This is a genomic window from Sphingomonas astaxanthinifaciens DSM 22298 (assembly GCF_000711715.1).
GTDB classification, from domain to species: Bacteria; Pseudomonadota; Alphaproteobacteria; order Sphingomonadales; family Sphingomonadaceae; genus Sphingomicrobium; species Sphingomicrobium astaxanthinifaciens_A.
Genome location: NZ_JONN01000001.1, coordinates 362,268 through 377,827 on the forward strand (window position 1 = coordinate 362,268; position 15,560 = coordinate 377,827).

Below are 15,560 nucleotides of genomic sequence, written 5' to 3' on the forward strand. Positions count from 1 at the left end.
TATATCGCCCTCATGTCCTGGCCTGCCGGTCTCGCCCTGTTCGTATCGACGGTCCTTCTGATGGAGGGCTTCGCCTATGTCCTCCACCGCTTCGTGATGCACTCGCGGCTCGGCTGGAACTGGCACGAAAGCCATCATCGCGCGCGGACCGGCTGGTTCGAGCGGAACGACCTCTATGCCGTGGTCTTCGCTTTGCCCTCGATCCTGCTGATCTGGGGCGGGCTCAATGGCGGCTGGGGCGACTGGGCGACGTGGATGGGGGCCGGGGTGGCCTTCTACGGGGTGATCTATTTCGGCTTTCACGACGTCATCGTCCACGGCCGGCTGCCGCACCGGATCGTGCCGCGTTCGACCTATTTCAAGCGGATCGTCCAGGCGCACAAGCTGCACCATGCGGTCGAGAGCCGCGACGGGGCGGTGAGCTTCGGCTTCCTTTACGCCCCGCCGGTCGAGCGGCTGAAGCAGGCGCTCCAGGCCAGCCGCGAGGCGCAGCTCAGGCGTGCGCGGGGCGGGTCCACAGCCCGTCACGAGGAGCGGGCCTGACCCGCCACAAGGCTTCCCAGAAGGCCTCCATCACCAGCGCGGCCTTTTCCGCCTTCGAGGTGGTGATCCGCTCGTCCCAGGCGCGGGGCCCGAGCGCGGCGGCGCGGGTCGCGATCTCGCCGTAGATGCCGCTGGCCGCGAGCACCGCCCAGCGGCTGCGGAAGGGCAGGCGGGCCGCGCCGACCCGGGCCGAGCGGCGATAGGCGTCGGCCATGTCGGCGAGGCGGTGGGCGAGGCGCGCGAGGGCCGGGCGATGCGCGGGATCGGCGAGGTCGGCCCCGGCCAGCCCCTCGGCGGCAAGCCATTCGGCGGGCAGATAGACCCGCCCGACCTTGGCATCGTCGACGATGTCGCGGGCGATATTGGCGAGCTGGAAGGCGATCCCCAAGTCGGCTGCGCGGTTGAGCGTGTCCTCGTCCTCGGGCGGCACGCCCATGACGTGCGCCATCATCACGCCCACCGCGCCAGCAACCTGGTAGCAATAAGAGAGGAGGTCGTCGGTCGTGGTCGGCCGCCACCCCCCGGCGTCGCGCTCGAACCCGGCGAGATGGTCGCCGGCGACGGCCTGGGGAATCGCGCATTCGGCGGCGACCACGCGCAGTGCGTCGAAGGGGACAAGTCCCGTCGGTTGGCCCGCGAACGCCTCGGCGGTCTTCGCCTTGAGGAAGGCGAGGCGGGCGGCGGGATCGTCGACCCGCTCCGCATCATGGCCCAGGGTCTGGCCGTCGGTCACGTCGTCGCAGGCGCGGCACCAGCTGTAGAGCAGCCAGCTGCGCTCTCGGGTCTGCTGGTCGAACAACTGGCTGGCGAAGCGAAAACTCTTGGAGCCCGCCGAAATGCTTTCCAGCGCGGCCTGGACCAGCCGTGCCCGTTCGTCAGCTTCGCTCACGCCAGCATCAGCCCCGCAGTCGCCTCGGCGCTTCCGACCACCCCCGGGATCCCCGCGCCTGGGTGAGTGCCGGCACCGACGAAATAGAGGTTCCTGAGCTTGTCGTCGCGATTGTGGGTGCGGAACCAGGCCGACTGCCACAGCACCGGCTCGAGGCTGAATGCGGAGCCGAGGTGGGCGGCGAGGTCGGCCGAGAAATCGGCCGGGGTGTAATGGAAGATGGTCCGGATCCGCTGGCGCACGTCGGGGATCAGCCGCTCGGCGATCGTGTCGAGCACGACCTCCTGATATTTCGGCCCCTCGACCGCCCAGTCGACATCGGCCTTGCCGGCATTGGGGACGGGGGCAAGCGCGTAGAAGGTCGAGCAGCCCGGCGGCGCCATGGACGGGTCGGTGATGGTCGGGTGGTGGATGTAGAGCGACGGGTCGGTCGCGAGCCGCCCGGTCTTGTAGATGTCGTTGACGAGGCCGCCGTAGCGCGGGCCGAACAGGATCGTGTGGTGGGCGAGGTCCGACGTCCCCTCGAGCCCGAAATGGAGCACGAACAGGCCGGGCGAGAAACGCTTGCGCTTGAGGGCGCGGACCTGTTGCTGGCCGCGGTCGGAACCCTCGATCAGGCCATAGCTGTGGACCACGTCGCCATTGGAGGCGACCGCGTCGGCGGTGGCGCTCCAACCCGAGGCGGTGCGCACCCCGGTGACCCGATCGTTCTCGGCCAGGATCGCAGTGACCGGATCGCCAAGGCGAATGGTCCCGCCGATCCGCTCGAACTGGCGGACCATGCCGGCGATCAGCTTGTTGGTCCCGCCCTTGGCGAACCACACCCCGCCGTCGCGCTCGAGCTTGTGGATCAGCGCGTAGATCGACGAGCAGGTCATCGGATTGCCGCCGACCAGCAGCGTGTGGAAGGACAAGGTCTGGCGCAGGTGCTCGTCCTTCACGAAGCTCGACACGATCGAATAGACCGACCGCCAAGCCTGATATTTGGCGAGCGCGGGCGCGGCCTTGAGCATGTCGCCGAGGCTTTCAAACGCCTTGGTCCCGAGCTTCACATAGCCCTCGTTATAGACCCCGGCGCTATAGGCGAGGAAGCGCTGGTAGCCCGCCCAGTCGTCGGGATTGAGTGCGTCCATCGCGGCTTTGAGCTCGGCGTCGTCATTGGTGTAATCGAACACCACGCCGTCGGGCCAGGAGAGCCGGTAGAAGGGCTTGACCGGGACGAGCTCGACATCCTCCGACATGTCGTGGCCCGACAGCTTCCACAGCCGCTGGAGACAGTCGGGATCGGTGATCACGGTCGGGCCCGCGTCGAACACGTGGCCGTCCTTTTCCCAGACATAGGCGCGGCCGCCGGGCCGGTCGCGGGCCTCGACGATGGTGGTCTTCACCCCGGCCGACTGGAGGCGGATGGCCAGCGCCAGGCCGCCGAAGCCGGCACCGATCACGATTGCACTCTTCACAAGCTGTCCCTCAATACCCTGAGTGCCCGGAAGAAGGGCACCGGCGGCTTGCCCGCGAGCACGCGCGCCTTGTCATAGCCGGTGCTCATCCCCGCGTAGAAGCGGCCGATCAAGGGGCCGGAAAGGCGGTAGAAACGCTCCAGCACGAGGTAGCGCTGGCCGGGCTCGGCGGCGTGGAACAGGAGCGCGGTGAGCAGCCGGTAGAAGGCACCCGACCTCCAGTGGCGGCGGCCCCGCGCGCGGGTCGCGGCCCCGAGCCGGGCGTCGAACGTGGCCTTGTCCGCCAGCCAGATGGCGAAGCGGACCGCGTCGGGCAGCGAATAGCTGGTCAGCGGATGGAAGAAACCGCCGCGCGCGCCGGCCCGGGCGACATGGTCGGCGGCGGGCCACAGCCGGTCGAAATCGCCGCCGATCACCACTGGCAGCGCGCCATGCTCCTCGCGGCTGCGGTCCGCGACCTGCCAGCCCTGTGCCGCGGCATAATCGCCGATCCGGTCACGCAATCGGTCGTGGTCGAGCTCGGGCCCGTCGCTGTAATAAGTGTCCTCGACGAAGAGTTCGGTCGGGCTGAAGGGCAGGCAGTAGACGAAGCGATAGCCGTCATGCTGGTCGACCGTCGCGTCCATCACGATCGGACGGGTGAGGCCGTGGCCCTGCGGGATGGTCAGCAGCTGGCCGAGGAATTTCTGCCAGCCGAGATCGAGCCCCTCGGCTTTGCCCCCGCGCGCGTCGAGCACCGCCTTCGCCTCGATCCGCTCGCCGGTCGCGAGGGTGACGTGGGTCGGGCCAAGGTCGGTGGCTTCGGCCCGGACGATCTCCTCGGCGGAAAGGGCCTTGCGCACGGCCTCGTCGAGCGCCTCGCTCTCGATGGTCTGATAGGCTTCGGCGAGGTGGCGCTGGTGCGCCGGGAAGCGGACCTCGTAATCGGGCCAGCGATGCCGGATCAGCGGGTCGGTCAGCCAGCGGTCGGCGGGGGCGACGTCGCTTTCGAAGAAGGACCAGAGATGGTTGCCGCCGATGCTTGGCCCCGGCTCGACCAGCAGCAGCCTGAGGTCAGGGCGGCGGCGGCGAAGGGCGAGGGCGCACAGGCCGCCGGCCAGTCCTCCACCGACGATCACCAGGTCCGCGCGCTTCATCATGCCGGGCTGTAGCGGGGCGAAACCATGCTGGCGACCCCGCCGCAGGGCCGTTAAGCTCAAAGTCGGGATCGATCGGGCAAGGGGCCGCCATGACCAAGCGTTTCACTCTGGCCGCGACCGCCGGCCTCCTGCTTTCGGCACCCGTCCTGATGGCGGCGCAGGCCCCCCAGGCGGGGGCCGACCTCCAGGTCCACCTGACCGGCCTGCGTTCGGCCAAGGGCGTGGTTCACCTCTGCCTTTCGGCCCGCCCGGACAAGTTCCTCGACTGCAAGGCGGACAAGACGGCATTGGCGCGGACCGTGCCGGCGCGGGCGGCGGGGCGGCTCGACCTCGGCCCCGTCCGCCCCGGCACCTACGCCCTGCTGATCGTCCATGACGAGAATCAGAACGGGAAGCTCGACATGACGCTCGGAATCCCACGCGAAGGGTTCGGCTTCTCGAACAATCCCGCCATGCGTCCGCGCCCGCCGCGGTGGGAGGAGATCCGGTTCACCATGCCGGCGACCCCTACCACCCAGCAGATCCGCGTCCGCTACGTCCTCTAGGGGAGCAGGCCCGCGACCTTCATCGCGACCAGCTGGTCGGAGGACATGGCGACCTTGCGGGCCGAGCCGACCGTGCGCAGGTCCTCGGGCCCGATCCCCATCGCCTTGCACTGGACCAGCTGTTCGACGCTGAGCTTCGCGTGCCCGGCGCGCTGGAAGGAGGCGATAAAGTCGGCGGTGACCCCGAGCGCGCGCAGCTGGACCAGTTCCTCGGCGTCGAGGCTGCCGTAGCCGACCTCGGCCAGCGAGCGGACATAGGCGGGGGAGATGTCGAGCGCCTTGAACTGGATGATCGCCTCGGCGTCGAGCTTGGCGAAGCCCGAACGGCCGAGCTCGTCGACATAGGCCGGGGTCACGCCCAGCGCCTTGAACGCCATCAGGTCGCCGATCTTGCCTGGCCGATAGCCGCGCGCCGCGAGGTCGGCGATGTAGGAGGGCGTCACGCCGAGGGCGGCGAGGCCGGCGAGATCGTCGACGTCGGGTGCCGGATAGCGCGCCGCGGCGATGGCCTCGACCAGGGCCCGGCCCGCCCCGGTGACGGTGAGGGCGAAGGCCTCGCGCTCGTCGGGGCGGCCGATTCCGCGCTGAGCGAGCAGTTCGGCGAACGCGCGGTCGGGAGTGAAGGTGCAGGTGCCATCGGCCTTGCCATCCCGTCCGCTGCCCGCGCAATCGACCCGGCCGGCGTCGCGGACGAGGGCGAAGCGAACCGGCTGCCCCGCCTTGAGGGCGGCCTGGTCGAGCCCGCGCAAGTCGCGCCACGGAATGTCATTGTCATATTCGGCGCCGCGGCTGGCGGTGGTGAGCAGCGCAACCCTCGGCTCGCCGCCGCCCTGCGAGGTGAGGCGGAAGCGCAAGGGCCCAAGCTCGGCGGCAAGGCCGGTCGAGGTAAGGCTCGCCCCTGCGAGGACAAGGGCAGTGAGGAGGGCGAATGGACGGTTCATGACGAACTCCTTTCCGTGGCAAACAGGCAAGCCTCTCCCATTCGCTCCGGACGGGAGCGGCGAGGGGTCGGCAATGAGGGGAAAGCGAAGGTCTAGCGGGCGCCGTCGGCGTCGGGTTCTTCTGGCGGCTCGGGCGGTGCGGGGGCCTCGGGCGGTTCGGGCGCGCCCGCCCCGACCCGCGGGATCCGTGGCGGCTTGGTCCGCCAGCCCCGAAGTGCCTCGGCCGAGATGCCCTGGGCCCGAAGCTCGACGATCCGCTGCGGCGTCAGCCCGGTCATTCCGGCGGCCTTCAAGGAGCGGATGTAATTGCCGGTGACGCCCAGCGCGCGCATCGCGGTCAGGTCGCCGATATCGAGGTTGCGATAGCCGGCCGAGGCGAGGTCGGCGACATAGGCGCCGGTCACCCCCACCGCGCGGGCTCCGGTCAAATCCTCGACGTGGCGAACGCGGTAGCCAGAGCGGACCATCTCGCTCAGCCATTGCGGGGTGACCCCGACGGCCTTGAGGCCCATCAAATCCTCGTCGTCGATCCGCAGGCCAGGCGCGGCGGCGCGGAGCTGGGCGCCATATTCGGGCGTGATCCCCATCGACTTGGCGGCCACCGCCCGCTCGATCGCCTCGTCGAGATCGTCGCGCGGCGGGGCCGGCGGAGCGGGCGGGCGCGGCGCGCGGGCGGGCAGCGGCGGGAGCGGCGGCTCGGGCGCGACCAGCGAGGCGCGGACCTGGGCGCGGATCCGGCGCTCGAGATCGGGGGCGGGGGCGTCGTCTCCGGTCAGCGCCGAGGTGACGCGGGCAGCGACCGCTTCGCTGGTGAGCGCGGCGGCCCCGGCGACCGAGCGGGCGACGACGGCGGGCAGCGAGCGCTGCGGTTCGGGCGCGCGCAGCAGGCTGTCGGCGGCCGCGGCCCGCTCGGCAGGGGCGAAGGTGAGCGCGGCGAGCGGCGCGGCGGTGGCGACCACGCCGAGCGCGATTCCCGCGGCAAAGCCGCGCGCGGCGGGCGTGCGCGGAAGCGAGCCGTCGAGCACGCGGCGGACCCGGCGGCTCAGGCTCCCGTTCGACGGGGCGACTCCATGCGCGCCCAGCAGCAGCCCCTTGCAGTCATGGCGGGCGACTCCGACCAGCAACTGGGCATAATCGGGGCCCGAGACCTCGGCCGCGAGGACGGCGTCGTCGGCGGTTTCCTCGCGCAGCTGATGCGCCTCGCGGGCAAGCATCCAGGCGAGCGGGTTCATCCAGTGGATGGCGGTGACGATCCGGGCGAGCAGCAGCTTGGCCCAGTCCATGCCGCGGACATGGGCGAGCTCGTGTGCGATGATCGCCTCGGCTTCGCCTTCCGCTTTCAGCGCTTCCTCGTTGAGCAGGATCACCGGACTGATCAGGCCCCAGCTGATCGGCGAGTGAAGGTCGCGGCTGGTGAGGAGCGCGGTGCCGTGCTTGAAGTCCATCCGCCGCTGGGCGAGCGCGAGCGCGCTCAGCCACTTGGGCTCGACCAGCACCGACGCCTTGGTCCTGAGCGCCAGCAGCCGAAGCACGGCGAGAATGGTGATCCCGAGCAGGATCGCGACCGGCAGGCCGTAAACGAGCGGCCACAGGTCGAGCAGGCTGAAGCTGTCGGCGACGGGTGCGGGAACGGTGGCCGTGGTGGCCGGCAGGGCGGCGGCGGGGGCGGCCGCGGCGGCGATCGGCGGGGCATCGGCGGCCAGCATCGGGTGGCGCACGACCAGCTGCGGCAGGAACATCGACCCCAGCGGAAGCACGAACAGGGCGAACAGGCCGAAATGCGCGACCATGCTCCGCTCCGAGGCCGAGCGGCCGCGCAGGAGGTGGAGGACGCCGAGCGTCACCCCGGCGATCAGAAACGACTTGAGGACGAAGGCGACGAGCTGTTCCATCCTACTTCCCCTTCGCCTTGCGTGCCTCGGCGATCATCTTCTCGAGCGCGTCGAGCTCGGCGTTGTCGATCCGCTCGGACATGCCGAGGAGAGCGCTGGCGGCGCTGGTGGGCGAGCCGTTGAAGAAGACCCGGACGACCTCGCTCAGCGCCGACTTGCGCGCGGTCTGGTCGGAGACGGTCGGGCTGTAGACGAAGCCGCGCTCGCTGTCGGCGCGGGTGACGAAGCCCTTGTCCTCGAGCCGGCGAAGCATGGTCCGGACCGCCGAGCCGCTGACCTGGTCGGGAAGCGCGTCGGTGACGTCGGCCGCGGTGAGGCCGCCCCGCTGGTAGAGCAGGTCGACGATCTGGCGTTCCTTGGGCGGCAATCGGTTGAGCACGACTCGGTCCTTGCGCTACATCTGTAGCGTGAATTGCTACATTTGTAGCGCAGCGTCAAGCGCCATCGCGTCGGACAGTATTGCGCAAAGCCATATGCCCAAGGGATGCGCGATTTTCCGGGATTTCCGGTGACTGCGGAAGGACCGGCAGCATTGCCGCATCGAGATCGCAGAAGCTATTTTACTTCCATTCCGGTTTGAACTTGCGATTGGCAGGAAAAACCTCCGTAACCGAGGATGATTTGCGGGCGCGCTGCCGTTATGACTGGCGGCTGGCCGGGCAGCATTCGTCGTCGTTCACGGAAATCTGCCGTTTATTGAAAGCAAGTGAATCAATTCATGACGAATACTGGGTTGCGTATCCTTGTCTGCGACGACGACGATCTTCTGGTCGAGCTGCTGCAGTTCCGGCTGCGGGCCAAGGGATATGAGGTGTTGACCGCCTTCGACGGGCAGGCGGCGATGGACATCGCCGGCGCCGAGCGGCTCGACGCGGTGGTGCTCGACGCGATGATGCCCCGGCTTGACGGCTACGAGGTCTTGCGGCGCCTGCGCGAGGATCGCGCGACCCGCGACATCCCGATCATCATGCTGACCGCGCGGAAGGCCGAGCAGGACATCGTCGCCGCGCTTCGGCTCGGGGCGTCGGATTATCTCGCCAAGCCGTTCATCCCCGAGGAGCTGGTGGCGCGGCTGGCCCGGCTGCTTCCGGCCTCCGCCTGATGACGCCGTTCCTGGTCTTTGCGGGCATGGCGTCCGTCGCCCTCGTCCCGGCGCAGCCGTCGGACTATGAGGCGGCCGTCGCGGCGCGGCGTGCCGGCCAACCGGCGGAGGCCGCCGAGCGGCTCGAGCGCTGGCTTGCCGCGCACCCCGATGATGTCGATGCCCGCCTCCAATATGGGCTCGCGCTGATCGACCTCGGCCGCCCTCGCGATGCCGAGCGGGCGCTCCGACAGGTTCTCGCGGCCGCGCCCGGCTACGAGGATGCGAGGCTCGGCCTCGCCCGGATCGACCGCGACCGGCCGCCGCGCTGGCGCTTCGATCTCGACGGCGGTGCCAGCCAGCTGTCGGGACGCCAGCCCGACTGGCGCGAGCTTGCCGGACAGCTGCGCTATCAGGACGGCGAGAGCGCTTATGGCCTGAGGGTCGAAGCCAGCCGCCGTTTCGGGCGCAGCGACGTCTATGCCGAGGTCGCGGCCGAGCGCAGCCTTGCGCCGGGGTTCGCGGTGTCGCTCATTGCGGGGGCCACGCCGGACGCCGATTTTCGCCCCGTCTGGCAGCTTGGCGCGGGCGCGCGTTGGCGGGTCCGGGCAACCCCTGCACCGACGTTGCTGACCCTCGACACCCGAGTCGCCCACTATCGCTCGGGCACCGTTGCGCTGGCGAAGCCGGGGATCGAGCAATATGTCGCGGGCGGGCGGCTGTGGGGAACCGCGCAACTGATCGTTCTGCGGGGCGATGGACGGACGCAGATCGGCGCGCTCGGGCGGATCGACGCCGAGGTCAGTGACGGGCTTCGGCTCTTCGCGGGCGCGGCCAATGCGCCCGACCTCTCCGAGGGCGTGCCCCTGCGTGACCGCAGCCTGTTCGGCGGGGTCGAGGCGTCCCTCGGCGACCGGCGGTTTCTTCGCTTCTCGATCGCGCGTCACGACCTCCCGGCCGGTGCCGACCGGACCGATTTCTCCGTCGGCGGCGGGATTCGCTTTTGATCGGGCTCGCGGGGCTGTGGTCGCTGTCGCTGGCACTCAGCCTGGCGGCGCTGGTCATCATGGCCGGACTGATCCTCGGCCGCATGGTCTCGGCGCGGCGGTCCGCCACGCGCAAGGCGTTTCGCGACCAGCTGGTGCCGCGGCTGCTCGAGGGCGCGCCCGACGCCGAGATCGAGCGACTGCCCCAGGGGCGCGCGCTCCTCGCGCAGATCGCCGGCGAGCTCATCTCGATCGTTCGCGGGGATGAGCGCGACCAGTTCGTCGCCACCGCGACCAGGCTCGGGGTCGCCGAGACCCTGGCCCGGCAACTGCGCCGCGGCAGTCATCGCGAGCGAATCCTCGCCGCCGAAAGCCTTTCTCATTTTCCCGACGACCGAACCACCGATGCACTCGACGCGGCGCTCGACGATCGTAGCGCCGACGTTCGGCTGACGGCTGCACTGGCGCTGGCCAGCTCGGGCCGCGCGCCGCCGCTCGCCGCACTGGTCGAGCGGCTTCGGCTCGGGATCAGCGAGCAGTCGATGCTGGTGGTCACGCTGATCGAGGAGATTGCCCGGGTTCGCCCCGAGGAATCGCGCGCGCTGCTGCTCGACCCGGCCACCCCCGCGACGCTCAAGGCGGCCGCGATCGATGCCATGTCGGGGAGCGGCGACTATTCGCTGGTACCGGTGATCGCCAGCCTCGCGGTCGAGGCGCCCGACGACGCGCCCGAGCTTCCGCGCTATCTTCGCGCCCTCGGGCAATTGCACCATCCCGCGGCCCGGCCGGCGATCGTTCGCGGGCTCGCCAGCCGGACCTGGTTCGTCCGCGCGGCGGCGGCCGAGGCGGCGGGCCGGATCGGCCTGTTGGATCTTCTCCACGAGCTCGAAGACCTGCTCGACGACGGCGACTGGTGGGTGCGCTACCGGGCCGGCGAGGCGATTGCGCGGCTTGGGGCGCAGGGGCGGCGCTGCCTCGCCCATGTCACCGAGGCGGGATCGCCCCGTGCCCGCGAAGTCGCGCGCCTCTCGCTTATCGAACAGGCCGCGCTCGCATGACCGATCTCGCCTGGTGGGAAGCCATGGCCGTGCGCGCGGCCGAGGTCACGGCCTGGATCGTGATCGTCACCGGCCTCGCCCAGATCCTCATCTATCTCGTCCAGCTGCTGTTCGCCGCGATCAGCCTGTCGCGACGCCCGCCGGTGGTCCGCTCCTCGCTCCTGTGGCAGCGCTACGCTGACCGCGCGCCGCCGATCACCGTGCTCGCGCCCGCCTACAACGAGGAGCTGACGATCGTCGAAAGCGTCACCTCGCTGCTCGCGCTCCACTATCCCGAGTTCGAGGTGGTGGTGATCAACGACGGGTCGCGCGACGGGACGCTGCAGCGGCTGATCGACCATTTCGAGGTCGAGCCCATCGATCGCTATCACGACCTCACCGTCGCCCATCAGCCGATCCGTGGGCTCTACGCCAATCCGCGCCTCCCGCGGCTGCTGGTGATCGACAAGGAAAATGGCGGCAAGTCGGATGCCTTGAACGCCGGGATCAACCTCGCCCGGGCGCCGCTCTTCTGCTCGATCGACGCCGATTCGCTGCTCGAGAGCGATGCCCTGCTGCGCGCGGTCCGCCCCTTCATTGAGGACCCCGATAGGATGGTCGCGGTGGGCGGCACGATCCGCCTCGCCAACGGCAGCGCGATCGAGCGCGGGCGGGTGACCGACGTCCGGCTGCCACGCAATCCGCTCGCCCTGGTGCAGGTGGTCGAATATCTCCGCGCCTTCCTGATGGCGCGGCTGGGGCTCAGCCAGCTCCAAGTGCTGACCGTCATTTCGGGGGCCTTCGGGCTGTTCCGCCGCCGCCTGGCGCTCGAGGTCGGGGGCTACAGCCACGGCACCGTCGGCGAGGACATGGAGCTGGTGATCAAGCTCCATCGCCACATGCGCGAGCTCAGGCGGCCTTACCGGATCGACTTCATCCCCGAGCCCGTCTGCTGGACCGAGGCACCCGAGGATCTCGCCGTCCTCGGCCGCCAGCGCGCGCGCTGGCAGCGCGGCTCGCTCGAGACCTTCGCCAAGCATCGCGACATGCTGTTCAATCCCAGATATGGCCGGGTCGGATTCCTCGCCTTCGGCCAGGTGCTGGTGGTCGACGTGCTGGGGCCGGTCATCGAGGTGCTCGGCTATTTCCTCATTCCGTTGCTGTGGGCGGCGGGCCTGCTCTCGATCGACTATCTGCTGGCCTTCCTCGCGGTCACCTTCACCTTCGGGATCTTCATCAGCGTCGCGACCTTGATCCTCGAGGAAGTCGAGCTTCGCCGCTTCGCGCGCGCGCGCGACCTGGCGGTCCTGACCTTCGTCGCGGTGGTCGAGAACCTGGGCTACCGGCAGATCAGCAACGTCTGGCGGGTGCGCGGGCTGTGGCAGTTCCTGCGCAAGCACCAGGGCTGGGGTCAGATGACCCGCAAGGGCTTTCAGTCGGCGTCGTGAGCGATCGCACGAAGCCCGGCCAGCAGCTGGCCCACCGCGGGAAGGTCGAGCGTGGGCCCGCCCGCAGCGGCCGCCTCGTCGATCTGCGACGCGCATGCGCCAAGCTCGGCGAACCCGAAGATGGCGGCGCTTCCCGCCAGCTTGTGCGCCAGTGCGACCAGCGCGGCTTCGTCCTGCGCCGCCACCGCGCGGTCGAGCGCTTCCGCATGGGTCGCGGCGCGCGCCCTGAAGCGTTCGCGCAAGGGCCCCATGGGATCGTCCATCAGCCCAGATATCCGCGCAGCGTCGCCGCCAGCCGCACCGCGTCGAAGGGCTTGGCGATCAGTCCCGCCGCGCCGAGCGCGAGCAGTCGCTCGGCCTCGCCCGGCCGCGCGTTGGCGGTGATGAAGACCACGGGCACGTCGGCAAGGTGAGCATGATCGCGCAGTCCCCGCATCGTCGCGGGCCCGTCCATCCCGGGCATCATCACGTCGAGCAGGATGAGGTCCGGCCGAAGACCGGGCGCCTCGGCCAGCGCCTCGGCTCCCGAGGCGAAGGCGACCATCTCGAGGCTGCCTTCCATCGCCAGTGCCATTCGCACCAGATCGCGCAGGTCCTCGTCGTCGTCGACGTAGATGATCGTTCCACCCATCGCCCCACCACGCCCGCAAATGCGGCAAAGGGCAAGCCATTCGATTGGGCGTGGTCCATTTCGGCGCGGGTCAAAGCCGAGCGCAACGAAAAAGCAAACGGATGGAGAGCATGATCGAGTCCCAGGACGACCTGCGCGAACGGGTCATTGCGCGCTATCGCCTCGGTGAGGGCGAGGAACTGGCGTTCAACCAGCTGAGCCGCACAGTGGCCGAGGTCTTCGGTTTCCCGATCGCGCTCCTCACCGTGCTGCGCCGCGACCGCCAGATGTTCCAGGGCGTGTGCGGGGTCTCGGGAACCGGCACGAGCCGCGAGAGCGCTTTCTGCAGCCACACGGTGCGCAAGGCCGAGGTAATGGTCGTGGAGGATGCGCTGCTCGACCCGCGTTTCCGCGACAACGACCATGTGACCGGCCATCCGTTCATCCGCTTCTACGCCGGTGCGCCGGTGACCATTGCCGGGGTCGCGGTCGGTGCCCTGTGCGTGATCGACCACCAGCCGCGCAACTTCTCGGCCGAGCAGCGCGAGCTGCTCAGCCACCTCGCGGACGTCGCCGCGAGCCTGATCGAGACCCGCCTCGACAGCTTCGTTTCCGAGCGGCGCGAGCGCGAGCTCAAGCGCCAGACCGACCTCCTGCGGGTCATGCTCGACAACGTCGACCAAGGCATCGCCTATTTCGACGACGCGCTGAAGCTGACCTTGTGGAACGAGCGCTTCTTCGAGCTGCACGGCTTTCCCGACGAGATGAAGCGGCGCGGTGCGGATGCGGCCGAGATGCTCCGGATCAGCATCAACTGGGGCCTGTTCGGGCCCGAGGCGACCGAGGCCTGGGTCCCCGAAATGCTCGAGGCGATCCGCAACACGCCGAGCTCGGAGCGAACCATCGCGACCCGCGAAGGCCGGCTCCTCCATTCGGTCCGGATCCGGCTCGATGACCGGCAGGGGTTCATCGTCGCGGTCCGTGATCTCACCGCCGAGCGGAGCGCGAGCCGGGCCAAGGACGAATTCATTTCCACCGTCAGCCACGAACTGCGCACGCCGCTGACCGCGATCCGCGGTGCGCTGGCGCTGCTCAACAGCAGCATCGAGGGGAAGGTCGGCGATGGCGAGAAGCTCATGCTGCAGATGGCCGAGAAGAATTCGCTCCGCCTCAACCGCCTGATCGACGACATCCTCGACATCGAGCGGCTGAGCCGTGGCCAGACCGGCTATTTCATGGTCCCGATCCTGATGGAGGACGTGGTCCGCGACGCGGTGCAGCAGAACCAGCCCTTCGCGCATAGCCTTGGCGTGAAGCTCGTCGGTCACGCGAGGCAGACCTTGCCGGTCTCGGGCGACCCCGGGCGGCTGCTGCAGGTGCTGACCAACCTCATCGCCAATGCCGTCCGCCACAGTCCCGAAGGGGCCGAGGTCGATGTCGTGGCCGTCATGACGGAGCGCGGGGTACGGGTGGAGGTCTGCGACCGCGGAAGCGGTGTTCCCGCCGACTTCGTCGACCGCCTGTTCGAGCGCTTCTCGCAGGCGATCGACCCCAATCGCCGCGGTCATGGCGGAACCGGCCTCGGACTCGCGATCAGCCGCGCGATCATCGAGCAGCACGGCGGGCGGATCGGCTATTCTCCGCGCGACGGTGGCGGCTCGTCCTTCTGGATCGAGTTGCCCGCCGCATGAGCACGCTCCGCCATATCATCCTGGTCGAGGACGATCCCGATATCGCCATGGTCGTGCGCCTGGCGCTGGTCGAGATGAACGGGCTCGAGGTGCGCCATTACGTTTCGGGCACCGCTTTGCTGGCCGATCCAGACATGGTCGTGCCCGACCTGTTCCTGCTGGATTACGGACTGCCCGGAATGACCGGCGACGAATTGCTGGCCCGGCTGCGCGAGTCGCCGCGAACCGCGGCCGTGCCGGCGGTCTTCATGACCGCGAGCCTGATGCCCGACCGGATGCGTGACCTCAAGCAGGCGGGCGCGCTCGATGTCATCGCCAAGCCGTTCGACCCGATGCGCCTCGCCGCCAACCTGCGCGACCTGTTCGAGCGCGCCAATCCGCGCCCGCGCTGACCGCGGCTAGGCGCGGGGACACGGTTCCGCGCTTCCGCCCGGCCACCGAGGAGGCACGCCCGTTAATAGTGGCCTTCGTTAGCGATGCGCTGGAAAGACGTCTGCGCCGCTGTCTGTGCGGTCTGACGGACGATCGATTACGCGCGGCGAAATCAACACTCCTACTTCAAGCCTCATGCCGGCTCGGCATAGTAGGACAGAGAAAGAAATCGCAACGTCGGCAAGCCGACTTATCTCAAAATGAGACGGCTTTCACCGGCAACGCTTGGACAGTTTTACTAAATTGGTTATGAATTCCTTAACCCGAGTCGGGGGCCGGCCAGTTAACGCAGGGCTCGCTCGGGGAGGGGAAGCGTAGTCAATGTTGCGTTCGCTTGCGGCGCCAGCACTGCTGGGCGTCATCAGTATTGCTTTGCTTTCGCAACCGGCCTCGGCGGACCAGCTCGACGCCGCGGCTTCGCAGCGCGTGCGGGTCCACGGAACTGTCGACGGGGCCTGCGGAATGGGCAACGGCGGCTCGGCCGACTTCGGCGAACTCGGGAGTGGCGGCCAGCAGGCGAACTTTAAGGTTTCGCTGCGCTGCAATGTTCCCTTCGTCCTTAAGTTCTCGGCGGAACGCGGCGCGTTGACAAACCGCGATTTTCCGCATGGCCAGGGTCCCTATGCGGGCAGCCTGCCCTACACTCTCGACATCGCCATTCCTGCCCGTCGCCCGGCGCCGGTCATGCTCACGGGCATGCTCCGCAGCGCGGACCTTCTCGGCAGTCAATCAATCTCTTCGGCCGGGGCAATCGCCGACCAGGGGATGGACGTCCGCGTGACCCTCGGGCGCGTGGACAGCAGCGCCGGCCTGCTCGCCGGTAATTACGGGGAAACGATCACGGTCACCTTGTCCCCGATCTGATC

At 69.2% G+C, this 15,560-nt stretch carries 17 protein-coding genes; 9 read left to right on the forward strand and 8 right to left on the reverse strand.

From position 1 onward, the window contains the following. Positions 1–12 precede the first annotated feature (12 nt). Positions 13–543 carry a sterol desaturase family protein gene (locus BS69_RS0101830; RefSeq protein ID WP_029940285.1) on the forward strand — a complete coding sequence of 177 codons (531 nt, stop codon included), beginning with the start codon at positions 13–15 and terminating at the stop codon, positions 541–543. Here BS69_RS0101830 and BS69_RS0101835 read toward each other — a convergent pair. From BS69_RS0101835 to crtY, 3 genes are read right to left on the reverse strand one after another with little or no spacing between them, the layout of a single operon-like run. Further along, positions 494–1,432: a phytoene/squalene synthase family protein gene (locus BS69_RS0101835; protein WP_029940286.1), complete on the reverse strand. Its 939-nt coding sequence runs from the start codon at positions 1,430–1,432 to the stop codon at positions 494–496. The two genes, BS69_RS0101830 and BS69_RS0101835, sit on opposite strands and share 50 nt — an antisense overlap. Then, a complete protein-coding gene (locus BS69_RS0101840) occupies positions 1,429–2,892 on the reverse strand; it encodes a phytoene desaturase (protein ID WP_029940287.1) in 1,464 nt (487 codons plus the stop codon). Before BS69_RS0101840 ends, BS69_RS0101835 begins: the two co-directional genes overlap by 4 nt. Next, positions 2,889–4,031 carry a lycopene beta-cyclase CrtY gene (gene crtY / locus BS69_RS0101845; RefSeq protein WP_029940288.1) on the reverse strand — a complete coding sequence of 381 codons (1,143 nt, stop codon included), beginning with the start codon at positions 4,029–4,031 and terminating at the stop codon, positions 2,889–2,891. Before crtY ends, BS69_RS0101840 begins: the two co-directional genes overlap by 4 nt. Before the next feature lie 89 nt (positions 4,032–4,120). Here crtY and BS69_RS0101850 point away from each other — a divergent pair, with 89 nt between their 5' ends. Next, positions 4,121–4,576, forward strand: coding sequence for a DUF2141 domain-containing protein (locus tag BS69_RS0101850; RefSeq protein WP_051676451.1), 456 nt, complete (start codon positions 4,121–4,123; stop codon positions 4,574–4,576). Here the strand turns inward: BS69_RS0101850 and BS69_RS0101855 are convergent. The 3 genes from BS69_RS0101855 to BS69_RS0101865 form a co-directional block, all read right to left on the reverse strand. Continuing rightward, complete coding sequence (locus BS69_RS0101855; protein ID WP_029940290.1) at positions 4,573–5,517, reverse strand: hypothetical protein; 945 nt, start codon at positions 5,515–5,517, stop codon at positions 4,573–4,575. The genes BS69_RS0101850 and BS69_RS0101855 overlap by 4 nt on opposite strands. Positions 5,518–5,609: 92 nt before the next feature. Next, on the reverse strand, positions 5,610–7,409 hold the full coding sequence (locus BS69_RS0101860) for a M56 family metallopeptidase (RefSeq protein ID WP_029940291.1): 1,800 nt from the start codon (positions 7,407–7,409) through the stop codon (positions 5,610–5,612). Between the two features lies 1 nt (position 7,410). Further along, on the reverse strand, positions 7,411–7,788 hold the full coding sequence (locus tag BS69_RS0101865) for a BlaI/MecI/CopY family transcriptional regulator (RefSeq protein ID WP_029940292.1): 378 nt from the start codon (positions 7,786–7,788) through the stop codon (positions 7,411–7,413). A 354-nt stretch (positions 7,789–8,142) separates the two neighbouring features. Between BS69_RS0101865 and BS69_RS0101870 the strand changes: the two genes are divergently transcribed. The 4 genes from BS69_RS0101870 to BS69_RS0101885 are packed head-to-tail and all read left to right on the forward strand — an operon-like array spanning position 8,143 to position 11,961. After that, entirely contained in the window at positions 8,143–8,511 is a 369-nt protein-coding gene (locus BS69_RS0101870) for a response regulator transcription factor (protein ID WP_245605085.1), read from the forward strand. Then, positions 8,511–9,497 (forward strand): YaiO family outer membrane beta-barrel protein, encoded by a 987-nt coding sequence (locus BS69_RS0101875; RefSeq protein ID WP_029940294.1) that lies wholly within the window; start codon positions 8,511–8,513, stop codon positions 9,495–9,497. Before BS69_RS0101870 ends, BS69_RS0101875 begins: the two co-directional genes overlap by 1 nt. Then, on the forward strand, positions 9,494–10,534 hold the full coding sequence (locus BS69_RS0101880) for a HEAT repeat domain-containing protein (protein WP_029940295.1): 1,041 nt from the start codon (positions 9,494–9,496) through the stop codon (positions 10,532–10,534). The genes BS69_RS0101875 and BS69_RS0101880 overlap by 4 nt, the downstream gene beginning before the upstream one ends. Further along, positions 10,531–11,961: a glycosyltransferase family 2 protein gene (locus BS69_RS0101885; protein WP_029940296.1), complete on the forward strand. Its 1,431-nt coding sequence runs from the start codon at positions 10,531–10,533 to the stop codon at positions 11,959–11,961. The genes BS69_RS0101880 and BS69_RS0101885 overlap by 4 nt, the downstream gene beginning before the upstream one ends. Here the strand turns inward: BS69_RS0101885 and BS69_RS13475 are convergent. Then, positions 11,946–12,224, reverse strand: a complete 279-nt coding sequence (locus BS69_RS13475) for an Hpt domain-containing protein (RefSeq protein ID WP_051676452.1) — start codon at positions 12,222–12,224, stop codon at positions 11,946–11,948. The two genes, BS69_RS0101885 and BS69_RS13475, sit on opposite strands and share 16 nt — an antisense overlap. Further along, positions 12,224–12,592 (reverse strand): response regulator, encoded by a 369-nt coding sequence (locus BS69_RS0101895; RefSeq protein ID WP_029940298.1) that lies wholly within the window; start codon positions 12,590–12,592, stop codon positions 12,224–12,226. Before BS69_RS0101895 ends, BS69_RS13475 begins: the two co-directional genes overlap by 1 nt. A 110-nt stretch (positions 12,593–12,702) precedes the next feature. On the opposite strand from BS69_RS0101895, the gene BS69_RS0101900 reads away from it, so the two are divergent. The 3 genes from BS69_RS0101900 (at position 12,703) to BS69_RS0101910 (ending at position 15,558) form a co-directional block, all read left to right on the forward strand. After that, complete coding sequence (locus BS69_RS0101900; protein ID WP_029940299.1) at positions 12,703–14,262, forward strand: GAF domain-containing sensor histidine kinase; 1,560 nt, start codon at positions 12,703–12,705, stop codon at positions 14,260–14,262. Next, a complete protein-coding gene (locus BS69_RS0101905; protein WP_029940300.1) occupies positions 14,259–14,654 on the forward strand; it encodes a response regulator in 396 nt (131 codons plus the stop codon). Before BS69_RS0101900 ends, BS69_RS0101905 begins: the two co-directional genes overlap by 4 nt. Positions 14,655–15,018: 364 nt before the next feature. Further along, entirely contained in the window at positions 15,019–15,558 is a 540-nt protein-coding gene (locus tag BS69_RS0101910; RefSeq protein ID WP_156956811.1) for a hypothetical protein, read from the forward strand. Positions 15,559–15,560 lie beyond the last annotated feature (2 nt).